At 59.2% G+C, this 25,346-nt stretch carries 23 protein-coding genes and 2 pseudogenes; 12 read left to right on the forward strand and 13 right to left on the reverse strand.

Annotation, left to right across the window (positions count from 1 at the left end):
- Nucleotides 1-308: 308 nt before the first annotated feature.
- Together ompR and AC07YV_RS16160 are read left to right on the forward strand one after the other, a co-directional pair.
- Nucleotides 309-1,049, forward strand: a complete 741-nt coding sequence (ompR, locus tag AC07YV_RS16155) for an osmolarity response regulator transcription factor OmpR (protein WP_007972873.1) — start codon at nucleotides 309-311, stop codon at nucleotides 1,047-1,049.
- Nucleotides 1,050-1,164: 115 nt separating this feature from the next.
- Nucleotides 1,165-2,472 (forward strand): annotated as a pseudogene (locus tag AC07YV_RS16160) (ATP-binding protein); the annotation flags it as partial.
- A gap of 10 nt (nucleotides 2,473-2,482) precedes the next feature.
- Here AC07YV_RS16160 and rimK read toward each other — a convergent pair.
- Both rimK and rimB read right to left on the reverse strand, forming a co-directional pair.
- Nucleotides 2,483-3,388: a 30S ribosomal protein S6--L-glutamate ligase gene (gene rimK, locus AC07YV_RS16165; protein WP_007972871.1), complete on the reverse strand. Its 906-nt coding sequence runs from the start codon at nucleotides 3,386-3,388 to the stop codon at nucleotides 2,483-2,485.
- Complete coding sequence (gene rimB, locus AC07YV_RS16170; protein ID WP_007972870.1) at nucleotides 3,385-3,864, reverse strand: retropepsin-like aspartic endopeptidase RimB; 480 nt, start codon at nucleotides 3,862-3,864, stop codon at nucleotides 3,385-3,387. The genes rimK and rimB overlap by 4 nt, the downstream gene beginning before the upstream one ends.
- A 216-nt stretch (nucleotides 3,865-4,080) precedes the next feature.
- On the opposite strand from rimB, the gene AC07YV_RS16175 reads away from it, so the two are divergent.
- From AC07YV_RS16175 to AC07YV_RS16190, 4 genes are all read left to right on the forward strand, one after another.
- Nucleotides 4,081-4,488 carry an RNA-binding S4 domain-containing protein gene (locus tag AC07YV_RS16175; protein ID WP_102700225.1) on the forward strand — a complete coding sequence of 136 codons (408 nt, stop codon included), beginning with the start codon at nucleotides 4,081-4,083 and terminating at the stop codon, nucleotides 4,486-4,488.
- Nucleotides 4,489-4,856: 368 nt separating this feature from the next.
- Nucleotides 4,857-5,759, forward strand: a complete 903-nt coding sequence (gene hslO, locus AC07YV_RS16180) for an Hsp33 family molecular chaperone HslO (RefSeq protein ID WP_102700226.1) — start codon at nucleotides 4,857-4,859, stop codon at nucleotides 5,757-5,759.
- Nucleotides 5,760-5,939: 180 nt separating this feature from the next.
- On the forward strand, nucleotides 5,940-7,481 hold the full coding sequence (locus AC07YV_RS16185) for a phosphoenolpyruvate carboxykinase (protein ID WP_102700227.1): 1,542 nt from the start codon (nucleotides 5,940-5,942) through the stop codon (nucleotides 7,479-7,481).
- Between the two features lie 257 nt (nucleotides 7,482-7,738).
- A complete protein-coding gene (locus AC07YV_RS16190) occupies nucleotides 7,739-9,028 on the forward strand; it encodes a delta-60 repeat domain-containing protein (protein WP_102700228.1) in 1,290 nt (429 codons plus the stop codon).
- A gap of 234 nt (nucleotides 9,029-9,262) precedes the next feature.
- Here AC07YV_RS16190 and AC07YV_RS16195 read toward each other — a convergent pair.
- From AC07YV_RS16195 to AC07YV_RS16215, 5 genes and pseudogenes are all read right to left on the reverse strand, one after another.
- Nucleotides 9,263-9,397 (reverse strand): annotated as a pseudogene (locus tag AC07YV_RS16195) (EamA family transporter); the annotation flags it as partial.
- Nucleotides 9,398-9,447: 50 nt separating this feature from the next.
- Nucleotides 9,448-9,801: a DUF1493 family protein gene (locus AC07YV_RS16200; protein ID WP_102700279.1), complete on the reverse strand. Its 354-nt coding sequence runs from the start codon at nucleotides 9,799-9,801 to the stop codon at nucleotides 9,448-9,450.
- 293 nt (nucleotides 9,802-10,094) lie between these two features.
- Entirely contained in the window at nucleotides 10,095-10,394 is a 300-nt protein-coding gene (locus AC07YV_RS16205; RefSeq protein WP_102700229.1) for a hypothetical protein, read from the reverse strand.
- 353 nt (nucleotides 10,395-10,747) lie between these two features.
- Nucleotides 10,748-11,086: a hypothetical protein gene (locus AC07YV_RS16210; protein ID WP_015093028.1), complete on the reverse strand. Its 339-nt coding sequence runs from the start codon at nucleotides 11,084-11,086 to the stop codon at nucleotides 10,748-10,750.
- A 395-nt stretch (nucleotides 11,087-11,481) separates the two neighbouring features.
- Nucleotides 11,482-12,546, reverse strand: coding sequence for a S8 family peptidase (locus AC07YV_RS16215; RefSeq protein ID WP_102700230.1), 1,065 nt, complete (start codon nucleotides 12,544-12,546; stop codon nucleotides 11,482-11,484).
- Between the two features lie 263 nt (nucleotides 12,547-12,809).
- Here AC07YV_RS16215 and AC07YV_RS16220 point away from each other — a divergent pair, with 263 nt between their 5' ends.
- From AC07YV_RS16220 to AC07YV_RS16230, 3 genes are all read left to right on the forward strand, one after another.
- The gene (locus tag AC07YV_RS16220; RefSeq protein WP_102700231.1) at nucleotides 12,810-14,744 is read left to right on the forward strand and encodes a RecQ family ATP-dependent DNA helicase; all 1,935 of its coding nucleotides are present in this window, start codon (nucleotides 12,810-12,812) and stop codon (nucleotides 14,742-14,744) included.
- A 244-nt stretch (nucleotides 14,745-14,988) separates the two neighbouring features.
- Nucleotides 14,989-16,215 carry a 3-hydroxyacyl-CoA dehydrogenase gene (locus AC07YV_RS16225; protein ID WP_102700232.1) on the forward strand — a complete coding sequence of 409 codons (1,227 nt, stop codon included), beginning with the start codon at nucleotides 14,989-14,991 and terminating at the stop codon, nucleotides 16,213-16,215.
- 176 nt (nucleotides 16,216-16,391) lie between these two features.
- Nucleotides 16,392-16,814 (forward strand): acyl-CoA thioesterase, encoded by a 423-nt coding sequence (locus AC07YV_RS16230; RefSeq protein WP_102700233.1) that lies wholly within the window; start codon nucleotides 16,392-16,394, stop codon nucleotides 16,812-16,814.
- Nucleotides 16,815-16,880: 66 nt separating this feature from the next.
- Here the strand turns inward: AC07YV_RS16230 and AC07YV_RS16235 are convergent, their stop codons facing one another.
- The 4 genes from AC07YV_RS16235 to AC07YV_RS16250 form a co-directional block, all read right to left on the reverse strand.
- Nucleotides 16,881-17,372 (reverse strand): glycine zipper domain-containing protein, encoded by a 492-nt coding sequence (locus tag AC07YV_RS16235; RefSeq protein ID WP_102700234.1) that lies wholly within the window; start codon nucleotides 17,370-17,372, stop codon nucleotides 16,881-16,883.
- 355 nt (nucleotides 17,373-17,727) lie between these two features.
- Nucleotides 17,728-20,076, reverse strand: a complete 2,349-nt coding sequence (locus AC07YV_RS16240; protein ID WP_494990324.1) for an FdhF/YdeP family oxidoreductase — start codon at nucleotides 20,074-20,076, stop codon at nucleotides 17,728-17,730.
- Nucleotides 20,073-20,912, reverse strand: a complete 840-nt coding sequence (gene fdhD / locus AC07YV_RS16245; RefSeq protein WP_102700236.1) for a formate dehydrogenase accessory sulfurtransferase FdhD — start codon at nucleotides 20,910-20,912, stop codon at nucleotides 20,073-20,075. Before fdhD ends, AC07YV_RS16240 begins: the two co-directional genes overlap by 4 nt.
- 92 nt (nucleotides 20,913-21,004) lie before the next feature.
- Entirely contained in the window at nucleotides 21,005-21,892 is an 888-nt protein-coding gene (locus AC07YV_RS16250; protein ID WP_007972840.1) for a LysR family transcriptional regulator, read from the reverse strand.
- Nucleotides 21,893-22,021: 129 nt separating this feature from the next.
- On the opposite strand from AC07YV_RS16250, the gene lysM reads away from it, so the two are divergent.
- Nucleotides 22,022-22,462, forward strand: coding sequence for a peptidoglycan-binding protein LysM (lysM, locus tag AC07YV_RS16255; RefSeq protein ID WP_007972838.1), 441 nt, complete (start codon nucleotides 22,022-22,024; stop codon nucleotides 22,460-22,462).
- Nucleotides 22,463-22,591: 129 nt separating this feature from the next.
- On the opposite strand, the gene yrfG is transcribed toward lysM, so the two are convergent.
- Nucleotides 22,592-23,254 (reverse strand): GMP/IMP nucleotidase, encoded by a 663-nt coding sequence (yrfG, locus tag AC07YV_RS16260; protein WP_015093038.1) that lies wholly within the window; start codon nucleotides 23,252-23,254, stop codon nucleotides 22,592-22,594.
- 88 nt (nucleotides 23,255-23,342) lie between these two features.
- Between yrfG and nudE the strand changes: the two genes are divergently transcribed.
- Together nudE and cysQ are read left to right on the forward strand one after the other, a co-directional pair.
- Nucleotides 23,343-23,909 carry an ADP compounds hydrolase NudE gene (gene nudE / locus AC07YV_RS16265; protein WP_007972833.1) on the forward strand — a complete coding sequence of 189 codons (567 nt, stop codon included), beginning with the start codon at nucleotides 23,343-23,345 and terminating at the stop codon, nucleotides 23,907-23,909.
- Nucleotides 23,906-24,733, forward strand: coding sequence for a 3'(2'),5'-bisphosphate nucleotidase CysQ (gene cysQ, locus AC07YV_RS16270; RefSeq protein WP_102700237.1), 828 nt, complete (start codon nucleotides 23,906-23,908; stop codon nucleotides 24,731-24,733). The genes nudE and cysQ overlap by 4 nt, the downstream gene beginning before the upstream one ends.
- A gap of 154 nt (nucleotides 24,734-24,887) precedes the next feature.
- Here the strand turns inward: cysQ and AC07YV_RS16275 are convergent, their stop codons facing one another.
- Nucleotides 24,888-25,343, reverse strand: a complete 456-nt coding sequence (locus AC07YV_RS16275) for a YiiD C-terminal domain-containing protein (RefSeq protein WP_008003181.1) — start codon at nucleotides 25,341-25,343, stop codon at nucleotides 24,888-24,890.
- Nucleotides 25,344-25,346 lie beyond the last annotated feature (3 nt).

Raw genomic sequence — 25,346 nt, forward strand, 5'->3', positions numbered from 1 at the left:
CGGCGAGTCTGGTTGAGCGGCCTGGCCTGCGCCGCTACCTGGATCAAAAGGTATCCCGTTGACCCGTGAAATCGAACAATTACTGCCGACGCCATGAAAATAAATGGCGTCTGTCTGTAGTACCTGTCTGATGTTGCCTGACACAAAAGGCCGCGCATTATAACCAGCGTTCTGTCGTTCGGGGGCATCACGGGTTGCCGGTGCAATGGCCGGTTTTCTGGCACTAAAGGAAAAATCTGCTAACAATGCACACGGTGCGTATAACGGCAGCTACGCCATAATGCGCGCCGAGATCAAAGGAGCATCCAATGAGCAGCACTGCACAAACTGCTGAAGGCGAGAAAATTCTTATCGTTGACGACGATCCGGGGCTGAGCAGCCTGCTGGAACGTTTTTTCGTCAGCAAGGGCTACCGCGCCCGCGCCGTACCGAACACCGAGCAAATGGATCGCCTGCTGGCGCGCGAAGTGTTCAACCTGGTCGTCCTCGACCTGATGTTGCCCGGCGAAGACGGCCTGACCGCCTGCCGCCGCCTGCGCAACGCGAACAACCAGATTCCAATCATCATGCTCACCGCCAAGGGCGACGAGCTGAGCCGCATCAAGGGCCTGGAACTGGGCGCCGACGATTACCTGGCCAAGCCGTTCAACCCGGATGAGCTGATGGCTCGCGTCAAGGCGGTACTGCGTCGCCAGTCGGCGCCGGTGCCAGGCGCCCCGGGCAGCGAAGACGAAAGCGTGACCTTCGGTGACTACGAGCTGTCCCTGGCCACCCGCGAGCTCAAGCGCGGCGAAGAAGTGCACATGCTCACCACCGGTGAGTTCGCGGTACTCAAGGCCCTGGTGATGAACGCGCGTCAGCCGCTGACCCGCGACAAACTGATGAACCTGGCCCGTGGCCGCGAGTGGGATGCCCTGGAGCGCTCCATTGACGTGCAGATCTCCCGCCTGCGCCGGATGATCGAGCCCGATCCGTCCAAACCGCGTTACATCCAGACTGTCTGGGGCGTGGGTTATGTGTTTGTTCCGGATGGTACCGCCACCAAGTGATTGGCGATGTGTAGGAGCGGGTCATGCGGACACCGGATCAATCGATCCTGTCCGCAGACTCGCAAACCGCAATATGCGAGCATCGCTCTTTCCTGCAAGTGTTTAACGGTTATCCATGAAAACCCCCGTTTGGTTCCCCCAGAGCTTCTTCTCCCGCACCCTTTGGCTGGTGCTCATCGTCGTTCTCTTCTCCAAGGCGCTGACCCTGGTTTATCTGCTGATGAACGAAGACGTGCTGGTGGACCGCCAGTACAGCCACGGTGTCGCCCTGACGTTGCGCGCCTATTGGGCTGCCGATGAAGAAAACCGCGACAAGATCGCCGAGGCCGCGACCCTGATCCGGGTGGTGGGTGCCGGTGTGCCCGAAGGCGAACAACACTGGCCTTACAGCGAGATCTACCAGCGGCAGATGCAGGCGGAGCTGGGTGCCGACACTGAAGTCCGGCTGCGCATGCATTCGCCACCGGCGCTGTGGGTTCGGGCGCCAAGTCTGGGCGATGGTTGGCTGAAAGTACCGCTGTATCCCCATCCGTTGCGCGGCCAGAAAATCTGGAACGTACTGGGCTGGTTCCTCGCTATTGGTCTGCTTTCCACTGCTTCGGCCTGGATTTTCGTCAGCCAGCTGAATCAACCATTGAAACGTCTGGTGTATGCCGCGCGGCAACTGGGCCAGGGGCGCAGCGTGCGCCTGCCGATCAGCGATACGCCCAGTGAGATGACCGAGGTTTACCGCGCCTTCAACCAGATGGCCGAGGACGTCGAACAGGCCGGTCGCGAGCGTGAGCTGATGCTGGCCGGGGTTTCCCATGATTTGCGCACGCCGTTGACCCGCTTGCGTCTGTCCCTGGAGTTGATGGGCGATCGCACCGACCTGACCGACGACATGGTGCGCGATATCGAAGACATGGACGCGATTCTCGATCAGTTCCTGGCGTTCATTCGTGACGGGCGCGACGAGTCGGTGGAAGAAGTTGACCTGAGCGACCTGGTCCGCGAAGTCGCGGCGCCCTACAACCAGAATGAAGAGAAAGTGCGGCTGCGCCTGGAGCCGATTCAGCCGTTTCCATTGCGTCGTGTGTCGATGAAGCGACTGTTGAACAACCTGATCGGCAATGCGTTGCATCATGCCGGCAGCGGCGTGGAGGTGGCGGCGTACGTGTCTGGGGATGTGAGCGCACCGTACGTGGTGCTGAGTGTCATGGACCGTGGTGCCGGGATCGATCCGTCGGAACTGGAAGCGATCTTCAACCCGTTCACCCGTGGCGATCGTGCCCGGGGTGGCAAGGGCACCGGGTTGGGGCTGGCAATCGTCAAGCGTATTGCTTCGATGCATGGCGGTAACGTTGAGCTGCGTAACCGCTCGGGCGGTGGACTGGAAGCGCGGGTGCGCTTGCCGTTGGGGTTGATGTTGCCGCAGGCTGCGATCTTTTGCTTTAACCCTTGCCTTTGGTCCGCGTCATATTCGGCCCGCCATTCTTCTCCAGATGCTCAATGATGATCCCCGCCACATTCTTGCCAGTGGTGGTCTCGATCCCTTCCAGCCCTGGCGACGAGTTCACTTCCATCACCAGCGGCCCGTGATTGGAGCGCAGGATGTCCACGCCCGCCACCGCCAGCCCCATGACCTTGGCTGCGCGCAACGCCGTCATGCGCTCTTCCGGCGTGATCTTGATCAGGCTCGCGCTGCCGCCACGATGCAGGTTGGAGCGAAACTCGCCGGGTTTGGCCTGGCGCTTCATCGCCGCAATCACCTTGTCCCCGACGACAAAGCAGCGAATGTCCGCACCACCGGCTTCCTTGATGTACTCCTGGACCATGATGTTCTGCTTGAGGCCCATGAACGCCTCGATCACCGACTCAGCGGCGGTCGCGGTTTCGCACAGCACCACGCCGATGCCTTGGGTGCCTTCCAGCACCTTGATCACCAGCGGCGCGCCGTTGACCATTTCGATCAGGTCGGGAATGTCATCGGGGGAGTGGGCAAACCCGGTCACCGGCAAGCCGATCCCGCGACGGGACAGCAATTGCAGCGAACGCAGCTTGTCCCGCGAGCGGGCAATGGCCACCGATTCGTTGAGCGGGAACACCCCCATCATTTCGAACTGGCGCAGCACGGCGCAGCCATAAAAGGTCACGGACGCACCGATCCGTGGAATCACCGCATCGAAACCTTCCAGCGGCTTGCCGCGGTAGTGGATCTGCGGCTTGTGGCTGGCGATGTTCATGTAGGCGCGCAGGGTATCGACCACCACCATTTCATGGCCGCGTTCAGTACCGGCTTCAACCAGGCGGCGGGTGGAATACAGACGCGGGTTCCGCGACAGCACAGCGATCTTCATGCAACACCTGTGGAGGAGGTAGATACCGGGAACACCGGCTTGTCTTGTACATACTTGATGCCCGGATTGACCACCAACTGGCCGTGGATCAGGGCTTTGGAGCCGAGCAGCAGGCGATAACGCATGGACTTGCGGCAGGCGAGCGTGAACTCGACCCGCCAGACCCGATCACCGAGGGCCAGGGTGGTGCTGATCACGTATCGCACCTGCGCGTGACCGTTTGAGCTTTTAATGGTTTTCATCGTCACCAACGGTGCTTCGCAGCGCCGGTGGCGTAGTTGTACGACGGAACCCAGGTGGGCGGTAAAACGCACCCACTGCTCACCATCGCGCTCGAACAGCTCGATGTCGGTGGCGTGGAGGCTTGAGGTGCTGGCACCGGTGTCGATTTTTGCCCGAAGGCCGGCGACTCCCAAATCCGGGAGCGCCACCCACTCGCGCAGACCGACAACGGTCAAATGGTCAAATGTCTTCAAAAGTGCTCAACCGGTAGAAACCGCTCGGGCCGCATACGGCCGGATTCGCGGTATTCACGCAGAATAATGATTAAAAGGCGACAGATATCTACGGCCCGGATTTCCAGCCTCGCAAGGAGGTTATGGAATGTCAGTATTGTAATCCGAGCCGGTGAAATTCTTGGTACGTCAGAAACGGTAGTACAGTTCACCAATATTTCAGAATGAGGAAATTCCATGGCACAAAAAAACGAAGAGGACGACAAAGTCCGCCTCGATAAATGGTTGTGGGCTGCACGATTCTACAAGACCCGCGCCCTGGCCAAGGCGGCGATTGAAAGCGGCAAAGTGCATTGCCGGGGCGAACGCTGCAAGCCGGGTAAAGAACCACGGGTCGGCGACGAGTTTGTGATCCGTACCGGCTTCGAGGAGCGCACGGTGGTGGTCCAGGCGTTGTCGATCGTTCGCCGTGGCGCACCGGAGGCGCAGATGCTGTACGCCGAAACGGAAGCCAGCGTCGCCAAGCGCGAAAGCGCCGCCGCCGAGCGCAAGGCAGGCGCCCTGGGCGTGAGCACCGATGGCAAACCGAGCAAGAAACAGCGACGGGACCTGTTCAAGTTTCGTGGCAGCAGCAACGATGGCTAAAAGATCGCAGCCTGCGGCAGCTCCTACAGAGATCCGCGCAACCCCATGTAGGAGCTGCCGAAGGCTGCGATCTTTCAAAGGCACTTGCAATTGCCCTGGTCAGCATCCATATCGAGGGATTCGCCAGCGGCGCATCGAGCGGTTAAACAGCCACTCGTCGAAAATCACCACAGCCTCTGATCCATAGGCCATAACCAAAAGGCCGGTAGCATCTGAGGACAAGGCTTGCGCTTCGCCCCCTTGTTTGGAGCAAACCGCGGATTGCTCCTAAAATGCCGGACATGGCTGAGCTTGCGCACCCACCAGCGCTGCCAACGCGCGATTTTCACCGTTGTAACCCATTGTTACCCATTCAGATACCCAGACTTATGACTGACCTACCGGATAACGACTTCACCCAACGCTTCATCTTCGATGACAGCGACACCCGTGGCGAGCTGGTCTCGTTGGAGCTCAGCTACGCCGAAGTCCTGGCCAAACACGCCTACCCGCAGCCGGTCGCGCAACTGCTCGGCGAGCTGATGGCGGCCGCATCGTTGCTGGTCGGCGCGATGAAGTTCGATGGCTTGCTGATTCTGCAAGCCCGCTCCGAAGGCCCGATCCCGCTGCTGATGATCGAGTGCTCCAGCGAGCGCGACATCCGTGGCCTGGCCCGTTACGACGCGGACCGTATCGCACCTGACGCGACCCTGGCCGACCTGATGCCGGACGGCGTGCTGGCGTTGACCATCGACCCGACTCAGGGCCAGCGTTACCAGGGCATCGTCGATCTCGACGGCGCCACCCTGTCGGAATGCTTCACCAACTATTTCGTCATGTCCCAGCAAATCGGCACGCGTTTCTGGCTGTACGCCGACGGCCGTCGCGCCCGTGGCCTGTTGCTGCAACAACTGCCTGCCGACCGTTTGAAGGACGAAGACGAGCGCGCCGCCAGCTGGCAGCACCTCACCACCCTGGGCGGCACGCTGACCGCCGATGAACTGCTGGGCCTGGACAACGAAACCGTACTGCATCGCCTGTACCACGACGAGCAGGTGCGCCTGTTCGATGTGCAGAAGTTGCGCTTCCGCTGCAGCTGCTCGCGCGAACGTTCGGCTAATGCGCTGGTCAGTCTGGGTGTGGAAGATGCGCAGCAATTGGTGGTCGAACACGGTGGCAACATCGAAATCGATTGCCAGTTCTGTAACCAGCGCTACCTGTTCGATGCCGCCGATGTCACCCAATTGTTCGCCGGCGCGGGTATCGAGACGCCGTCAGATACCCGTCACTAAAACGGTTCAGCGCAGGTAAATTCACTGGCTACCGCCGGATTAACGCCGTTACGACAGGAGGGGCCTACTTTTTTTGGGCTTTTCTGGCATAATCCGGCCCACTTTTTTCGCGGTAGTAGTGCACGACTTTCTACTACAAAAACGTTTGGAGCACTCGGCCACTGGCCGACGGGGAACCTCATGACGCAAGCCAACAATGCCGTGTACACCGATCTGAGTGTTGATGATCTGGTTAAAGAAGCCCTCAATCGCGGTGAAGGCGAGCTTGCCGATACCGGCGCACTGGTTGTTCGTACCGGTCACCGTACCGGCCGTTCGCCAGTCGATCGTTTCATCGTTGATGAGCCGAGCACCACAGGCGCCATCGCCTGGGGCCCGATCAACCGCAAGTTCCCGGCCGACAAGTTCGACGCCCTGTGGGACCGTGTTGAAGCTTTCAACAACGCGCAAGAGCATTTCGTTTCCCACGTGCATGTAGGTGCGGCTTCCGAGCACTACCTGGCCGTGAAGATGACCACCCAGACTGCCTGGCAGAACCTGTTCGGCCGTTGCCTGTTCATCAACCCGGCTCAGTACAACCCGGCGGGTCGTGACGAGTGGCAAGTCCTCAACGTTGCCAACTTCGAATGCGTGCCAGAGCGTGACGGCACCAACTCCGACGGCTGCGTGATCATCAACTTCGCACAGAAGAAAGTGCTGATCGCCGGCATGCGTTACGCCGGTGAGATGAAGAAAGCCATGTTCTCGGTGCAGAACTTCCTGCTGCCGGCTGCCGACGTACTGCCAATGCACTGCGCCGCCAACATCGGCGAAGAAGGCGACGTGACCCTGTTCTTCGGTCTGTCCGGCACTGGCAAGACCACCCTGTCCGCCGACGAAAGCCGTTACCTGATCGGTGACGACGAACACGGCTGGGGCGAAGGCGTGGTGTTCAACATCGAAGGCGGTTGCTATGCCAAGTGCATCGACCTGTCCGAGAAGAACGAGCCGGTTATCTGGAAAGCCATCAAGCACGGCGCGGTATTGGAAAACGTCGTTATCGACGATGCCAAGCACGCCGACTACGCCGATGTCAGCCTGACCCAGAACAGCCGCGCCGCCTACCCGCTGGAGCACGTTGCCAAGCGTTCCGAGAAGAACCTCGGTGGCGAGCCGAACGCTGTGATCTTCCTGACCTGCGACCTGACCGGCGTGCTGCCGCCAGTGTCGATCCTCAACGAAGAACAAGCGGCCTACCACTTCCTGTCCGGCTACACCGCACTGGTGGGCTCGACTGAAATGGGTTCGGGCAGCGGCATCAAGTCGACCTTCTCCACCTGCTTCGGCGCACCGTTCTTCCCGCGTCCGGCCGGCGAATACGCTGAACTGCTGATCAAGCGCATCCGCGGCTTCGGCTCCAAGGTCTACCTGGTCAACACCGGCTGGACCGGCGGTGGCTACGGCGTCGGCAAACGCTTCAACATCCCGACCACCCGTGCAGTGATCGCAGCGATCCAGAGCGGCGCGCTGATCGGTACCGCGACCGAGCACCTGGACACCATCAACCTCGACGTGCCACTGGCCGTACCGGGCGTTGAGACTGGCCTGCTGAACCCACGCAACACCTGGGCCGACAAGCCATCCTACGACGAAGCCGCCAAAGCACTGGCCGGCCTGTTCATCGAGAACTTCAAGAAGTTCGAAGTGAGCGACGCGATCAAGGCGGCGGGTCCAAAGATTTAACTTGGCTGTCTAGTATTGCTCCGCAAAGGGGCAAACAATTAAAAAAACGCTCAATGCATCATTGAGCGTTTTTTTTATGTCTGAATTATTAATGTCTTATTCGCTCTCTGGTAGGGCGCTTATTACATTTTGAACCTTCCATAATCGCCATCTGATCTTGTTTGCTGTTAGAACTTACAGTAGACGCTGATCTGTGTTTACGTCTCTAATTTTATGGTCACCCATTTTCTGGGTGGCGTAAAAATGGAGATATCATAATGACGGATTTAATGAAGCACCCAGGTGAACTTGATCAAAGTTATGGTGAAAAGGGTATTTGCAATCTTCAGATAGATGGATATTTAAACGCTATGGCGGAAGGGGGGGACGGGTATCAACATTTTGTTTATGTCGCCGGCACGACTCGAGTAAGGGCTGGGGAGTTGAAGAAGTACTTTTTAGCACGCCTTACAGAGGGTGGTAAGCTTGATGCATCTTTTGGGGGTGGTGTAATTACCGGTGAATTCTCACCTGGTTTTGATTCGCAAGTATTCAGTGTAGCAGTGCAAAAGAATGGAAAAATTGTAATCTCGGGAGATTTTGATTATCGGTTTGCAGCGTTAGCAAGATTCAATATGGACGGAAGTCTTGATAAAGACTTTGGGGGAAATGGAGTAAAAATTCTTGATCCTTCTAAAGATCATGAAGTTGGTAAGGAAGTATCCGTACCTGAAAGTAGTGTCAGGTCATCAGGCGCCTTCGGTCAATCGAACATGGTTTTGTTGGCGGATGGCAAGATTTTGCTGGTCCATACTAATCGAATGGGGAATCGGCATCAGCTTATTCGCCTTAAAGCCAATGGAGATCTCGACCTCAGTTTTCAAGGGAAAGGTTTCATAGATATTACTGCGCCTGAACCTTGGCGAATGATGCGAGTTACGGGGTTAGGTATCCAGGAAACGAGGGGGAGTGAAAAACTTGTTGTGTCTGGTTATTGCACCAAGGTGGCAGAAGAAGGCCAAGAAAAGATTTCAGCTGGAATTTTTGCACGTTACGATATGAGTGGCTTCAAGGACGAGAGCTTTAAAGAAAAAGGTTTTTTTGTACTTGAGCACATCAAAGAGTTAGAAATTTTGGGGGTCACTATTCTTCCAACTGGGAAAATTTATGGCTTTGGAAGAACGCCTCCACCTCATCTCGGCGGTGGTACTCCATCGGATGCAGTAATAGTAAGGCTTGGAGAGGATGGCAGTCCTGAAATCTATGAAGTTATTGTAAAAAAATATGAGCTTGAATTTTATTCAGGTGCCGTGCAAATAAAAGATAATAAAATAGTTGTGGTTGGAACTTGGTATAGCCCGAGCGGGGAGCTGGGGGTTGTGGGTCGCTATCATGAAGATGGCACGCCGGATGTCGAATTTGGTCATGAATTAGACGGAATAATCTCGTTCCCCGATGTCGGTCATGGGCGGTGTACCAGGATCCAAGAGGATGGATTAATTCTCGTTAGCGGCGCTGTTAATTATCAAGGTCATTCTAGTGCGGCAGTCCTACGTTACATGAGTTGATGATTCATGATGTTTAACTCTTGGTCATTACACGTCGAATGAAGTATCGATAAGTAGTGAGGGCAATACTCTTTGCTTTTCGCCAAAGTTGTTCGACCTTTGCACTGATGATACGGGTTGATTTGGTATCCCGCAGTTGTGCTCCATCTCATCGGCGCGACACATTTTTATTGTGGCGCCATGCCGCCCCTCGGGGCGGCCTTTTTCGTGCGCGTCGTTTCAGGTTTTCAGATTCAGGACAAACGCCCCGACCAACACCAGCACAAGCCCCAGCGCCTGACCGAAATAAACGGCGCGTTTGAACCCCACCGCGCGGGCATTGAGCCCCACCAGAAAATCCGTGCCGCCCCACAGCAAGGCGGCCAACAACCCCCATCAACACGTCCCCGCGATTTCCTTATCGTTATGCGCCGTGGACGTTACAAGCTTTCCAGCGCCTGCGTGTCCCAGTGTTGGGCCTTGATGGCCCGGTAGAGCATGCCAATGGTCAATGGCACTTTGTCGCCGCGACCCTTGGCTTTGCGCTTGAGAAATACATCGTAGCCGTCGGGCTGGAAATAGCGAAAGCTGTCGAAATCCACGAAGTCGATGGTGAAGTGGTTTTCCAGGGTTTCGATCAAATGTTGCGCATCGGCACCGTTGCAGCCCAGGTCGAAGTTGATCGAGGTGCTGAGGCTGATGGTTTTGCGTTCGGGCAGACCGAGTTCTTCGTGCAGCAACTGCATGAGCAGTTGCATGACGTGGTCGTCCGGGAAGTTGGGGGCGAGGTTCATTGCGGGGTGTCCGGTTGGGCTTGGGCGGATCTTATGGGTTGCCGAGCGCGAGAGGAAGGCGCGACTGACTTGATCGTTCCTGGGCGCAATGTTTTCAGGTCGCGGGGACGGCTGACGTTCATCCCGCAGGATCTCGTTCATCTGTTGCACGCTTTCCATTAGTTCATTAAAAAACTTGCTCTTGGTTATCTCCTGCGCTCGATGACGGCTTTCCATGCTTTTTGTCCGTTGGATCAGATTTTGTTGTTTTGATCGTTCCCATGCAGAACATGGGAACTGATCTTCACGCAACGTCAAACCGGGGCTTTCCAGTTGAGCATTCGTTGCTGGGCGACTTTGAGCAGGTCGCAGCCGTCCTGGGTCAGCAGGTAGAGCGCATGGGTGATGTGCGGGATGTCTTCGAGGTCGCCTTGGTCGAAGCTTTGGCAGTGCAGGGTTCGGAGCAGATCGCTGGAAGCCCGGATGCGCTGGAGGGCGGCTTCGAGGATGTCTTGGGGGTTGGCTTCTGTGTCGATGATCAGGGGCGGGGAATCGGTGAGGTTGGTGTGGAGTGGGAGATAGCGTTCGTTGGTGAACGGGTTCCATTTGTTCATAGGGATTTTCTCTTTTAGTAGCCGATGAACCGCCGCTATCGTGACCAAGCGATGGGAGGCGGACTGTGTTCAGGTTGGTCAAACCAGGGAGAGATAACCCGGGTACGCCGAAGCGTCCCAAACACAGCCGCCATAAAGCGTGCCGACAAAAAGATGTCGGCAGCATACAAGCGCATGCATTAGTTTTCTCTCATTTTCAGGTGACCAAACCCGAGTCGCTGATTTGGCAGCGACAGCCCGGACTATAGGATTGAGTGACTGGTCATCGATAGCCGACAAGGTGTCTTGTTTTGTAGGACCTTGCCGAAGCTTTTATAGGTTGTTGCTGACGGCATTATCCACAGTGGACCGCGTTATCGTTTTTCGCGAGCAAGCCCGCTCCCACAGGGAGTTGTGGTGGGACTAGCAACGTGTTTCGGCAAGCGCTGGCGGGCGATGTCGAGCAGGTCGTTGCCGTCCTGGGTCAGCAAGTACAGGGCGCTGACGATATTGGGGATGTCGCTCGCTTCGGCCTGTTTGAAGCAGGTGCAATAAAGGGTTTCGAGCAGGTCGCTGGCGGCGCGGATGCGTTGTCGGGCGGCGTCGAGGATCTCGTAGGGATCGGCCTCGGTATCGATGACCAGCACCGGGGTTTCGCTGTAGCGGGTCTTTAGTGGGTGGTAGCGGGCTGTCAGTGAGTCGGGGTTTTTCATTGAGTGCGTCCTTTGCGAAATCGGCAAGTGTTCCCGGCAGGCCGAGACACTGTTTTCAGCCGCGCAGGAAACTATAGGAGCGGATGGTGTTGGGGGACAAGACGGCTGAGGTCGACAGGCTTTGTAAGGGTTTTGTCATATTTGGAGGAAGGGGACTACAGGTTGTTGGTGGGTTTTCAACGTGAAATGGCGAAAAGTAAAAATGCTTACAGCGTTCTCAGTCGCTTCGCAGTAAATCTCGGTAGAAGGTGCCTCGGACAATGTCGGGTGTTTCGAGTTTTACAGTGGCTGTGCTGGCCTCTTTCCAAGCAAGCCGCTTCCACAAGGAACCTGAGTCGTGTGGGTGGTTCAGACTGGCGAGGTTGTCTCGACGCTGCCGAACGACCCATACAGACTTACTCGGCCATGACCTTTGGCGCTTGGCGCGAGGCTGCCTCCAGATCCATCAAGCCTCTACCGTACGCTTCACTGTTGGCATAGAGGCCAGTCCGGTTCGCCGTCGCCAGCAGACGCTCGCGCACTTGCTGCGCAGTGATCTCGGGGTAACGACTTTGCAGTGCCGCCAATGCGCCGCTGACCAGCGCGGCAGCAGGCGAGGTGCCAGCCGTCTGGGTGTAGGTGCCATCCTTGTTGGTGGTCAGCAGGCCTTGCCCTGCACCGGAGTCGCCACCCGGTACAGCAATGCACCAGGCTGCCGCCACGCCACAATAGTTGGATTTGGCATTGATGGCGCTGCCGTCGTTTTTCAACGCAACCACCGCGATCCAGCCTTTTTCCAGTTCGGGTATGGCGACAGGCAAGCCGGGTTCAGCCAAGGGTTCTCGTTTCAGTTCATTGCCGGTAGGGAAAACAAAGACGGCGCCGTCCTCCACCAGTTTGCGCGCGGTCACCAGTGATTGCGGCATGACTTGCTTGTAACGCGCCTCGTTGATTTCGGTCGCAGGAATGGCGTTGGCCCACGAGTTGTTGAGGATGCGCGCGCCCTTGTCGAAACCTGCTTGCCAGGACTGGGCTATTTCACCGTCGAAGAAAAAGGGTTCGTTATCGTCGCCGAAGCGATAGGGGATCAGCTGTGCGTTGAACGCGACGCCGTGCATGCCCTGGTCATCCTTGTTGGCTGCGAGGATGCCGGCCATCTGGGTGCCGTGGCCGACCCGATCAAAAGTGCCGACCTGATTCTCGACATGGTCAAAACCCGGATCACGGAGCCTTCCTCGAAACGCCGGCAGGCCGCTGTTCAGACCCGAATCGATCAGTGCGACAGCCACACCCTGGCCGGTGCCGCCGCGGGCATAAAGACTTGATGCGTTGACAATCGCCAGGCCTTTTTGGGCCTGATACTCCGGCGTTTCAAAGGCTGCCGTGTCCAGGGAAGGCTGTTGCGGGACGGTCAGGCATCCGTTCAAAAGAAGGGGAAGTGCGAGCGTGCAGGCCAGCGGAAAAAAGTGTTTTTGGGGCATGGTCGTTCCTTGATAAGGATCCGCGTATCTCACGCTTCCTGCATGATGGACACCTGGCGGAAGTTGATGGCGGTAAACCATACCGGCTGACGGAAGGCCGAGATCAGTGGGCAAAGTGCCTTCTGTGTTTCAACCTATGGCCAGGGATCGCTGGGTCGGGACGCTGTATCATCCCGTATCGTTTTTGCCCCCGACCTTTTCTCGACTCGCTGCAATCGCCGGCTAGGCTTTTGACTCCGCAGCGGTCAATGGAGTGACAGCTTATGCACAACACCCTGGAACAGGTTTTCGGTTATCCACAGTTTCGACCCGGTCAGGAGGCGGCCGTCAGTGCCGTGTTGGCCGGGCGTTCGGCGGCGGCGATTTTCCCCACCGGTTCCGGCAAGTCCCTTTGCTACCAATTGCCGGCGCTGTTGCTGCCGCACCTGACGCTGGTGGTCTCGCCGTTGCTGGCGTTGATGCAGGATCAACTGGCGTTCCTGCAACGCCACGGCATCTCGGCGGGCAGTATCGATTCGGCCCAGAGCCGCGAAGACGCCAGCGACGTCATGGCTCGGGCAAAATCCGGCGAACTGAAGATTCTGATGATCTCGGTGGAACGCCTGAAGAACGAACGCTTCCGACATTTTCTGCAGCAAGTACCGATCTCGCTGCTGGTGGTGGACGAGGCGCATTGCATCTCCGAATGGGGGCACAACTTTCGCCCGGACTACCTCAAGCTTCCCGACTATCAACGCCAGTTCAATATCCCTCAGGTGCTGCTGCTGACCGCAACGGCGACCCCCAGGGTCATCGCCGACATGCAGGCGAAATTCGCCATCGCCGCCGACGATGTGGTGACCACCGGTTTCTATCGCCCGAACCTCAATTTGCTGGTGGAACCGGTTCGTGGAGTGGACAAGCGCCGACGCCTCGTCGAGTGGATGAGCCAGCGTGCGGACCAGCCGAGCATCGTCTACGTCACCCTGCAGAAAACGGCGGAACACATCGCCGAACACCTGAACCGCAACGGCATTCAGGCCGAGGCCTATCACGCCGGCTTGCCCCATGAACAACGGGAGGCGATCCAGCGTCGCTTCATGGGCGGGCAGTCCAATTGCATCGTCGCCACCATCGCCTTTGGCATGGGCATCGACAAAAGCGACATCCGCAATGTGGTGCATTTCGACCTGCCTAAATCCATCGAAAACTACAGCCAGGAAATCGGTCGCGCCGGGCGTGACGGGCAGCCGTCGGACTGCCTGGTGTTGGCCAACCGCGACAGCCTCAACGTGCTGGAGAACTTCGTCTACGGCGACACCCCCGAGCTCGATGGCATCCGTTGCGTGCTGGACGAGATGCTTGCTGCGGCACCCGAAGGGCAGTGGGAGTTTCTGCTGGGGCCGTTGGCGGATCAGAGCAATATTCGCCAATTGCCGCTCAAGACCTTGCTGGTGCAACTTGAATTGCGCGGGTTGATCGCCCCACGTTACGCCTACTACGCCGAGTATCGATTCAAGTATCTGGAGGAGCCCGAGGCGCTGTTGGCGCGTTTTGAAGGCGAGCGCAGGGATTTTGTCGCTGCGATCATCCAGACCTCCAGCCGCGCCCGGACCTGGGCTACGGTGAATTTCGAGACGTTGCACGAGCAACATCAGGCCGAGCGCAGTCGGGTGGTCAAGGCGCTGGACTACTTCCAGGAGAAGGGTTGGGTGGAGCTCGAAAGCAAGCAGATGACCGAGGTCTACAGCGTGCTGCAAAGCGGGTTCGACAGCGCCGCGTTGAGCGAAGAGCTGCACCGTTATTTCACTCGGCATGAACACACCGAGATCGCGCGGATTCACGCGATGCTGGATCTGTTCGCCACCGACCGTTGCCTGGGCTATCGCCTGGCCGAGTATTTCGGCGACCACAATGCTCCGCAGCAATGTGGTCATTGTTCGGTGTGTCATGGGCAGATCGCGCGGCTACCGGCACCACCGGAGTTGCCGGCGCTTGTGGATAAAAATTTCGAGGCGTTGTGTGGCGACTTTATCCACAGGCACGAGCAGCACACGGGCAACGTGCCTTCGGCTGAACGCGTGACGCGGTTTCTGTGCGGAATCAGCGTGCCGCTGTTCACCAAACTCAAGGCGCGGGCGATTCCCGGGTTTGCGGCGCTGGAGGATTATCCGTATGCCGGGGTACGCGGGTGGGCCGAGCGGCATCTGGCAGGCTGAACCACAACCCTTGTGGGAGCGAGCTTGCTCGCGATGAGGCCGGCACATTCAACAGTGATGGTGACTGACAAATCGCTATCGTCGGAACGCCGCCCGGAGCAAGCTCGCTCCCACAGTGATTTGCGGTGTTATCAGGGGCTCATCCATCCGCTGAATGTTGCTCATCACAGGAATAAATTTCAAAAAAACGCGGTGGCTGACTATGGTGATGGCTGTCTTCGGATCGCCAACAAGAGAACAAAACATGAGCCAGACACCGTCGAATATTCAGCGCGCCGCCGTCATCGGCGCGGGCACCATGGGCCGTGGCATTGTCATGTGCCTGGCCAACGCCGGGGTGGCCGTGCAGTGGGTCGACAACAATCCGCAAATGCTGGAACAGGCAATGGCAACCGTGGCGGACACCTATGCCCACAGTGTGCGTCAGGGGCGCATTGATCAGGCAGAAGCCGACGCCCGTATCGCGCGCGTAACGGCGGCCGATGGTTATGTGGCCATCCGCGATGTCGACCTGGTCATCGAAGCGGTGTACGAAAACCTTGAGCTCAAGCAGAAAATCTTCCGTGAGCTCAATGGCCTGCTCAAACCTGAGGCGATTCTGGCGAGCAATACTTCGGCGCTGGACATCGACGCTATCGCGGCCGTTACACGCCGGCCACAGCAAGTGCTGGGCCTGCATTTCTTCAGCCCGGCGCACATCATGAAACTGCTGGAAATCGTCCGTGGCGCACAGACTGCTCCAGCAGTCCTCGACGCGGCGCTGGCGCTCGGCCAGCGCATGGGCAAGGTCAGTGTGGTGGCGGGCAATTGCGACGGTTTCATCGGCAACCGCATGCTCAATACCTATGTGCTTGAGGCGCGGAAAATGCTGCTGGAAGGGGCTTATCCCTACCAGGTGGACGCAGCGCTGCAAGGGTTCGGTTTCGCCATGGGGCCGTTCCGCATGTTCGACGTGGTGGGCGTCGACCTGCAGTGGCGAGCGCGGCAACTGTCCGGTGTCGGGCAGGACGCGCCTGAAGTTCAGGTGGATAACCGACTGTGCGAGATGGAACGTTTCGGCCAAAAGAATGGCAACGGTTTTTACCACTATGAACCGGGCAGCCGTCAGGCCGAGCACGATCCGCAGGTCGATGCTCTGGTGCTTCAAGTCAGTGAAGAGCTGGGGTTTCAGCGTCGCGAGATCGGCCCGGAGGAAATTCTCGAGCGCTGCTTGCTGGCATTGGTCAACGAAGGCGCGAAGATCCTGCAGGAAGGCATTGCCGGATCGGCTCGGGATATCGATCTGGTGTACCTCAATGGTTACGGTTTCCCGGCGGACAAGGGTGGGCCGATGGCCTGGGCGGATCAACAAGGGCTGGCGGATATCCATCGGCGCCTGATCGACCTTGAGACGCGTCAGGGCGATCACTGGAACCCGGCGCGGTTGATTGGCGAGTTGGCGGCGGCGGGCAAGGGGTTTGCTGACAAGTGATTGATGTGGCGCCTGCAAGGGCGCCTTCGCGAGCAAGCCCGCTCCCACACTGGATATCGGTCGTACACAAAATTTGTGTTCACCGAAGATCAATTGTGGGAGCGGGCTTGCTCGCGAAGAACGATAACGCGGTTTTCACCTTAGACTTGGTGAACCCATTCCAGGATGCAACGCTGATGCCCCAACGCACCGATTACCCCCACTTCCAGCCCATCACCACCCGTTGGCACGACAACGATGCCTACGGTCACGTCAACAACGTCACCTATTACAGCTTCTTCGATACGGCGGTGAACACTTACCTGATTGAAGTCGGCGGCCTGAATATCCATGACGGTGAGGTGGTGGGGTTCGTGGTGAGCTCCTCCTGTGATTACTTTGCTTCCATCGCGTTCCCGGACCGTATCGAGATCGGTCTACGCGTGGGCAAGTTGGGCAACAGTTCGGTGCAATACGAACTGGCCGTGTTCAAGCAAGGCGAGGATGAAGCCTGTGCGGCTGGGCGCTTCGTGCATGTGTTTGTCGATCGTGCGTCGAATCAACCCGTGGCGATTCCTGCCGGGTTACGCGGGGCGCTGGAGCGTCTGGTGGTTCAGTAAGGCAAAAGAAATCGCAGCCCTTGGGCTGCGATTTTTGTTGTACTGATCAGCGAGGCGCTCGCGGCCTTAGTCGCGGTAATGCTTGTGGTGGTGCTTGCGATGGCCATAGGCATGGCCGCGGCCCGGATGGCCGTCACGGTAGTAACGACGATCACCATGGCCGCGATACGAACGACGATCGTCGTCGTCATCATTATCGTACTCTTTGCCCATGTAGTTACCCAGCGCGCCACCGGCACCGCCACCTGCTGCGGCGCCGATCAGGCTGCCGGTGGTGCCGCCCACGCTGCGGCCGACCACGTTACCGCCCGCTGCACCCAACGCACCGCCAATGGCCGCTTCGCCACGGCTGTGTTTGTTTGCGCCGACGGCACTACCACCCGCGCCACCCAGGGCCGCGCCGATGGTGGAACCTGTGCTGCCGCCTAACGACTGACCGACGACCGAGCCTAGAACCCCGCCCAATGCGCCGCCTACACCGGCTTCGGTGGTGCCGCCAGCAGACGCGAAACCGCTGACCAGGCCAAGGGACAACAAGAGAATCGAGGAGAACTTCATGGAGGAACCTCAAGGGGATGACGGCGCGATCCTGAGGCTCTGGAATGGGCGTGACAATCGAAATCCGACGAATAACACGACTTGTATACAATATTGCAAGTTACTGTTTTTTGGGCGGAACTTAACGTTTTTTTGCCGGTCTTTTACTACTTCGCAAAGGCCGTTTCCATGAGGGAACGGCCTTTTTTGTGGGCGATTGAAAAGTGCTGGATCCGAAAAAATTGTTGCTTGATCTACCGTCTTCGCGAGCAAGCCCGCTCCCACATTGGATCTTCAGCGAACACAAATTTTGTGTATGGCAGAGATTCAATGTGGGAGCGGGCTTGCTCGCGAAGAGGCCGGCTCAGGCGACGCGTTAAGCAGACCTGGCCATGATCAACCCGGTCTCGCTCGCCGCTTCCAACCGGATCGCCACGAACTTCGATGTCGGGGTATGGCTGCCATCGCCGGTACTTTCCAGCGGCACCAGCGGATTCACTTCCGGGTAGTACGCCGCCGCTTGCCCGGCCGGGATGTCGAATGCCAGCAGGGTGAAGCCTTTCACCCGACGTTCAACACCATCGTCCCAGAGTGAAACGATGTCAGCTTTCTGCCCCGGTTTGAAGCCCAGGCGAATGATGTCGGCCTCGTTGACGAACAACACGTCGCGTTGTCCCTTCACCCCGCGATAGCGGTCATTCAGGCCGTAGATCGTGGTGTTGTACTGATCGTGGGAGCGCATCGATTGCATGATCAGGTCCGGCAGCACACCGGTGGCGCGGGTGCGTTCGTGCACCAGGTCTTTGGGCAGTGCGTTGGGGCGGAAATTGGCCCGGCCCGAGGCGGTGTTCCACTTGCGTGCGCCGGCACTGTTGCCCAGGTAGAAACCGCCGGGATTCTTGACCTTCTCGTTGAAGTCGCTGAAACCGGGAATGGTCTCGGCGATGAGGTCGCGGATGCGGCTGTAGTCGGCCACCAGCCAGTTCCAGTCCACCGGGTGGCTGCCCAGGGTCGCGGCAGCGATGCCGGCCAGGATCGCCGGTTCCGAGCGCATCTGGTTCGACAGTGGCTGCAACTGGCCATTGGAGGCGTGGACCATGCTGAACGAGTCTTCGACGGTGATCGCTTGCGGGCCTTCGTTCTGGATATCGATGTCGGTGCGGCCCAGGCACGGCAGGATCAACGCGTCCTTGCCGTGGGTCAAATGGCTGCGGTTGAGCTTGGTGCTGATCTGCACGGTCAGGTCACAGTTTTGCAACGCCTGGAATGTGCGCGGGCTGTCCGGCGTGGCCTGGGCGAAGTTGCCGCCCAGGCCGATGAAGACTTTCGCCCGGCCTTCGGCCATGGCATGAATCGCCTCGACCACGTTGTGGCCGTTGTGGCGTGGCACCTTGAACTGGAAGCGGCGTTCCAGGGCATCGAGAAAGGTTGCCGGCGGACGCTCGTTGATGCCCATGGTCCGGTCGCCCTGCACGTTGCTGTGACCCCGCACCGGGCACAGGCCGGCACCCGGGCGGCCAACGTTGCCGCGCAGCAGCATCAGGTTGGCGATCTCCTGGATGGTCGCCACCGAATGGCGATGCTGGGTGATACCCATGGCCCAGCACATGATGACGTTCTTGCCCTTGGCGTACATGCGCGCCGCTTGCTCGATCTCGACCAGGGTCAGGCCGGACTGCTCGACGATCTGCTCCCAGGGGGTGTCGTCGATGGCCGCCAGGTACTCCAGCACATTGGCGCTGTGCTCATTGAGGAAGTCATGGTCGAACACCGCGGGTGCGCCGGTTTTCTGTGCGTCGCGTTCCCACAGCAAGAGAAATTTCGCCATGCCGCGCATGATCGCCATGTCACCGCCAAGGGCCGGGCGGAAGAACGCGGTGTTGGTCGGCTTGTCGCCGTTGGTGAGCATTTCGATCGGGTGCTGCGGGTGCTGGAAACGTTCCAGGCCGCGTTCCTTGAGCGGGTTGATGCACACCACTTGCGCACCGCGTTTCACCGCTTCACGCAGCGGTTCGAGCATGCGTGGGTGGTTGGTGCCGGGGTTCTGGCCCCAGACGAAAATCGCATCGGCGTGTTCGAAATCGTCGAACGTCACGGTGCCTTTGCCGACGCCGACACTTTGCGACAGCGCCACACCGCTGGCCTCGTGGCACATGTTCGAACAGTCAGGGAAGTTGTTGGTGCCGTAGGCGCGCACGAACAGCTGATACAAATAAGCCGCTTCGTTGCTGGCACGGCCCGAGGTGTAGAACTCGGCCTGGTCCGGGCTGGACAAGCCGTTCAGGTGTTTGGCGATCAGCGCGAAGGCGTCGTCCCAACTGATCGGTTTATAGCGGTCCGTTTCGGCGTCGTAGCTCATCGGCTCGGTCAGGCGACCCTGGTATTCGAGCCAGTAGTCGCTCTGCTCCAGCAACGAAGTGACGCTGTGTCTGGCGAAGAATTTGGCGTCGACACGGCGCTTGGTCGCTTCCCAGTTCACCGCCTTGGCGCCGTTCTCGCAGAACATCACCATGCCCTTTTCCGGAGAATCGCCCCAGGCGCAACCCGGGCAGTCGAAGCCACCGTTCTGGTTGGTCTTGAGCATGATGCGCAGGTTTTTCAGTGCGTTGTCGCTGGTCAACCAGGCCTGGGCCACACTGATCAGAGCGCCCCAGCCACCGGCAGGACCTTTGTAGGGCTTGTAGCGAGGGACGGGGGTCTGGTCGGCTTGACGGTGTTGACTCACGCTTGATTCTCCAACGTTGGGCTGTAGACCCGCGGCGCATTCTTCTGTGGCAAATGGATGAGGTTGAGGTTGTGGCGCCGAGCCCATTGCACGGCAAGGCCCGTGGGCGACGACAGGCTGACCAGGGTCTGGATGCCGGCGCGCAGGACTTTCTGGATCAACTCGAGACTGCAGCGGCTGGTGACAATCGCCAGCCCGCCGGCGGTCGGAATGTTCTGGCGGACAAGGGCACCGATCAGCTTGTCGAGGGCGTTGTGTCGGCCTATGTCTTCGCGGCCCATCAGCAACTCACCCTGATCGTTCATGAACACCGCAGCGTGCACCGCACCGCAATGCTGGCCCAAAGGCTGGAAGGCGCCGATGCGCTGGCGCAGGCCATCGAGCCATTCAACGGGTGGCAGCGGGGCACCGGGCAATACCTGAAGGTCCGGCAAGGCCTGCTCGACCGCTTCCACGCCGCACAGCCCGCAACCGCTGGTGCCGGCCAGTTGCCGACGCTGCTGCTTGAGGTTCCAGAAGGCGCGATTGGCGATGGTCACTTGCGCGTATTGCGCCGAGCCCGAGCCGGTCAGTTGCAGGTCGTAGATGTCCGCGGCGTCCTGGATGATGCCGCTGCCCAGGCTGAAGCCGACAATGAAGTCTTCCAGATCCGTCGGCGTTACCAGCATGACCGCCTGGCTGATGCCGTTGTAGGCAATCGCCAGCGCGACTTCCTCGGCCAGCGCGGTGCTGTCCGATTCCAAGTATTCAAAGTTGCTGTAGCTGTACGTCTGGCTGGCGGCGGGCGCGGGCGTTTCGAGGGCAGGCGCCGCGCAGGCAGGGCGCTTGGTGTTCATGGCATCACCCACGGTTTGATCAGCTTTAAGACTAGGCGCGGCAAACTGTCGCGTCTAATCGCTAATACTGATCTACCGATAGATGCCGTCGATCAAGCGCTCGCCAGTGATTGCTGATAGATCGCGAAACAGGCTTCCGCCAGGGCCGAGCGGGGCGCGCTGCGACGCATGATCAGCCCCAGGCGGCCAAGGGTCTGGGCGTTCTCGATCGGTTGCAGGCGCAAGTGGTCGGTCAGCCCTTCGAGGCCACCGTCCAAGGGCATCACGGCGCAACACAGGCCGCCGTGCACGGCTTGAAGCAGTTGATGGACGGCGTCGGTCTGCAGCAAGGGTTGCGGGGTGAGGCCGCGGCTATGGAAGTTATGGTCGATGGACTGGCGAAAGTGCATGCCGCTGGTGAGCATGCCCAGTGGCAATTCGATCAATGATTCCCAGCTCAGCGGCGCCTCGCCAAAGGTGAAGAAGCGTTGGTCGTAGAGCAGGCCCATTCGGGTTTCGCTGAAGGCCAGGGAGTCGAAATGTTCGGCGTCCAGGCGTTCCAGGTAGGAAACACCGAGATCCAGGCGATTGTTCGCCAGTTGTTCGAGGATCTGTTCCGAACTCAAGGCTGAAAGCTCGAAGCGCAGGTTCGGGTGTTCGGCGTGCAGGCGTTGCAGCAGCGGCAGCGGATCGAAGCTCGACAACGGCACCATGCCCAGGCGCAACGTGCCGACCAGATTGCCGCGACAGGCGGCGGCCTCGGCATACAAGCCGTCATAGGCCGCCAACACCGTGCGCGCCCAGGCCAGCACCCGCTCGCCCGGCGCGGTGAAGCCTTCGAAGCGCTGGCCGCGATTGACCAGCGGCAGGTCGAGTTCTTCTTCGAGGCTGCGCAGGCGCATGGACAGGGTCGGCTGGGTGATGTGGCAGCGTGCGGCGGCCTGGCCGAAATGGCGGGTTTCGTCGAGCGCGATGAGGAATTTCAGCTGCTTGATGTCCATCTTCGCTCCTGGGCGCGGGAAGGGTGCGGATTCTATCGCAAGCGGGGTCATTGGTCGGGTTGGATTCGCAAGTGGCGGCCGTGGTCTAGGCTTTTGCGTCTGGAACCCCAAACCCAAGGAGAGTGCACCATGAGTCTTTTGAGCTTTGTGAAGGAAGCAGGCGAAAAACTGCTGGATCTGCTGACGCCAGGCAACGCCAATGCCAGTGAGCAGTTGAAGGAACACATCAGCAAGGTCGGCCTGGGCAACCCGAATGTGCAAGCGACGGTCGATGGTGACAAGGTGACCGTGACCGGCGAAGTGGCAAGCCAGGAAGAGAAGGAAAAAATTCTGTTGGCCGTGGGCAATATTGCCGGGGTTGGCAGCGTGGATGATCAGATCACTGTGACCGGGCCGGTGGTGAAGGCCGCGGTGTTTGTCACCGTCGTGAAGGGCGACACCCTCAGCGCGATTTCCAAGCGCGTGTACGGCGATGCCAACAAGTACAACAAGATTTTCGAAGCCAACAAGCCGATGCTGTCGCACCCGGACAAAATCTACCCGGGTCAGTCGTTGCGAATTCCCGAGTAAGTCGTCAAACCGTGTGATGGCCATCGCGGGCAAGCCACGCTCCCACAGAATCTGAGCCGTTTCACAAAGGACGCGAACGACGCAGATCCTGTGGGAGCGTGGCTTGCCCGCGAAGCAGGCGCCTCGGTATCAAAGTCCTGCGATCAAATCCCGATAATCCCCGACCGCCGCAAACTCCGCCGTGTCCTTCGGACCCTTGCGACTATCCGGTTCACGCACGGCCAGCAAATGCGCCACACCAAAATCCCGCGCACTGCGCAGGATCGGCAAGGTGTCGTCGATGAACAGGCTGCGCGCCGGGTCGAAATCGATATCGGCTTGCAGCGCATCCCAGAACTGCGGGTTTTCCTTGGGGAAACCATAGTCATGGGAACTGATCAGGCGTTCGAAGTAGGGCGCCAGTTCGATTTTTTCCAGCTTCAACGACAGCGCATCCCGATGGGCGTTGGTGATCAGCACCACGCGCTTTCCGGCCCGTTTGATGGCCGTCAGAAAGGTGTCGGCATCCGGGCGCAGGGCGATCAGGTGCGCGGTTTCCAGTTTCAGGTCGCGCACCGACAGCTTCAGTTCGGCACTCCAGAAGTCCAGGCAATACCACTGCAACTGGCCGGCATTGCGCTCGAACAACGGCTGCAATTCCATCTCGGCCATGGCCCGGCTGACCCCGTGCAATTCGGCGTAACGCTGGGGCAGGTGCTCCATCCAGAAGTGGTTGTCGAAATGCAGGTCCAGCAACGTGCCGTCCATGTCCAGCAGAACGGTATCGATGTCGGACCAGGGTAATGAAGGCATGGCAACGTCTCGGGCAGTAGAAAGATTTCTGGCGTAAACAAACGGGAAAGCCGCGTTATAGTAGCGCGTTCACGCCAAGGAGCTTTGCATGCGCCAGAAACCCACCATACTCGCCCGCGAAATTGTCGCCACCAGTCGATTGTTCTGCGTGGAGGAGCTGAAGCTGCGCTTTTCCAATGGCGTGGAGCGTACGTATGAGCGCCTGGTTGGCAAAGGGGCCGGGTACGGCGCGGTCATGATCGTGGCGATGCTCGATGCCGAGCATGCGGTGCTGGTCGAGGAGTATTGCGGCGGCACCGATGAATACGAAATGTCTTTGCCCAAGGGTTTGATCGAGCCGGGCGAAGACGTGTTGGCGGCGGCCGAGCGTGAGCTCAAGGAAGAGGCCGGGTTCGGCGCGCGACAGCTGGAGCACCTGACCGAGCTGTCGCTGTCCCCCGGTTACATGAGCCAGAAAATTCAGGTGGTGCTGGCCACCGACCTCTACGAAGCGCGCCTGGAAGGCGACGAGCCCGAGCCGATGCGGGTGGACAAGGTCAATCTGCGTGAACTCTCGGCGCTGGCGCAAAACCCGCAATTTACCGAAGGCCGTGCCTTGGCGGCGCTGTACCTGGCCCGAGACCTGTTGACTCAGCGCGGAGCGTTCCAGTCATGAATTTCCCGCATCCGTTGATGGCTCCGGTCATTGAGCTGGCCCTGCAGGCCGGTGATGCGATCCTGCCGTTCTGGCGCACAGGCACGGCCGTCACGGCGAAGGCTGATGATTCGCCGGTGACCGCTGCTGACCTGGCCGCCCACCACCTGATTCTGGCCGGGCTGACGGCGCTGGATCCGGGCATCCCGGTGCTCTCCGAAGAGGACGCCAACATTGCGCAAAGCGTGCGGGCCGGATGGCAGCGCTGGTGGCTGGTCGATCCGCTGGATGGCACCAAGGAGTTCATCAGCGGCAGCGAAGAGTTCACCGTCAACATCGCCCTGATCGAAAACGGTCGGGTGGTGTTCGGCGTGGTGTCGATGCCGACCAATGGTCGTTTCTATGTCGGCGGCGCCGGCCTCGGCGCGTGGCGTGGGGATAAAGGTGGTACGCCAGTGGCGATCAAGGTGCGTGATGCGCTAGCGCCCGGCGAGTCGTTCACCGTGGTGGCCAGCCGTCGCCATTCGAGCCCGGAGCAGGAGCGTTTGCTGGCCGGGTTGAGCGCCAGTCTTGGCGAGCTGCAACTGGCCAACATCGGCAGTTCGCTGAAGTTCTGTTTGCTGGCTGAAGGGGCGGCGGACTGCTATCCGCGCCTGGCACCGACTTCGCAGTGGGACACGGCGGCCGCCCAAGGTGTGCTGGAAGGTGCGGGCGGTGAGGTGCTGGAGTTGAGTGGTGAGCCGTTCAGCTATCCGGCGCGGAAGTCGCTGCTGAATACGTTCTTTCTGGCGTTGCCGGCGAAGGCGGCTTGGCGGGAGAAGCTGCTGGAACTGGCACGCGCATAAGATCGTTCCCGCGCGCTGATGCAAAATCCTTGTGGGAGCGAGCTTGCTCGCGATGGCGGTGGGTCAGGCAACTACAATGTGGGCCTGGACCACCCCATCGTCGGAACGCCGCCCGGAGCAAGCTCGCTCCCACAGGTTTTGTGGTGGTCCCGATTTAGCGGTGCAACACGTACTGCCCGACAAACCTCACCGCATCCTCATCACGGCCTTCATTGACGACCCGCGTATGCAGCGTCAACCGCGCTCGGCTGTACCGCTGGAACGTGGTCAAGAATTTCTTCCAGATCACCGGATCCGGTGCCTGGCAAATGGCGTTGGCATCGCCCGTCACCGGCAGCGGATAGCTGATCTGCCCTTCCTGAATCACGATGTGCCCGTCCGTGATGCCTTCTTCCTTGAGGCGCAGATGCAGCCAGCCCCAACCGGCCAGGACCGCGCCGCAATACAGGCTGCCGCCGAACATGGTGCTCTTGTGGTTGACGTTGGCTTCCAGCGGCAAGTGCAGGCGCAGTTGCTGGTCATGCCAGTCGAGCACTTTGAGGCCCATGTCCCGGGTGAGGGGAATGTCGTGATGGAGGACTGATTCCAGTTGTCGACTGTCGCGGCTCATTCA

It is taken from the genome of Pseudomonas sp. GW456-E7, assembly GCF_059424105.1.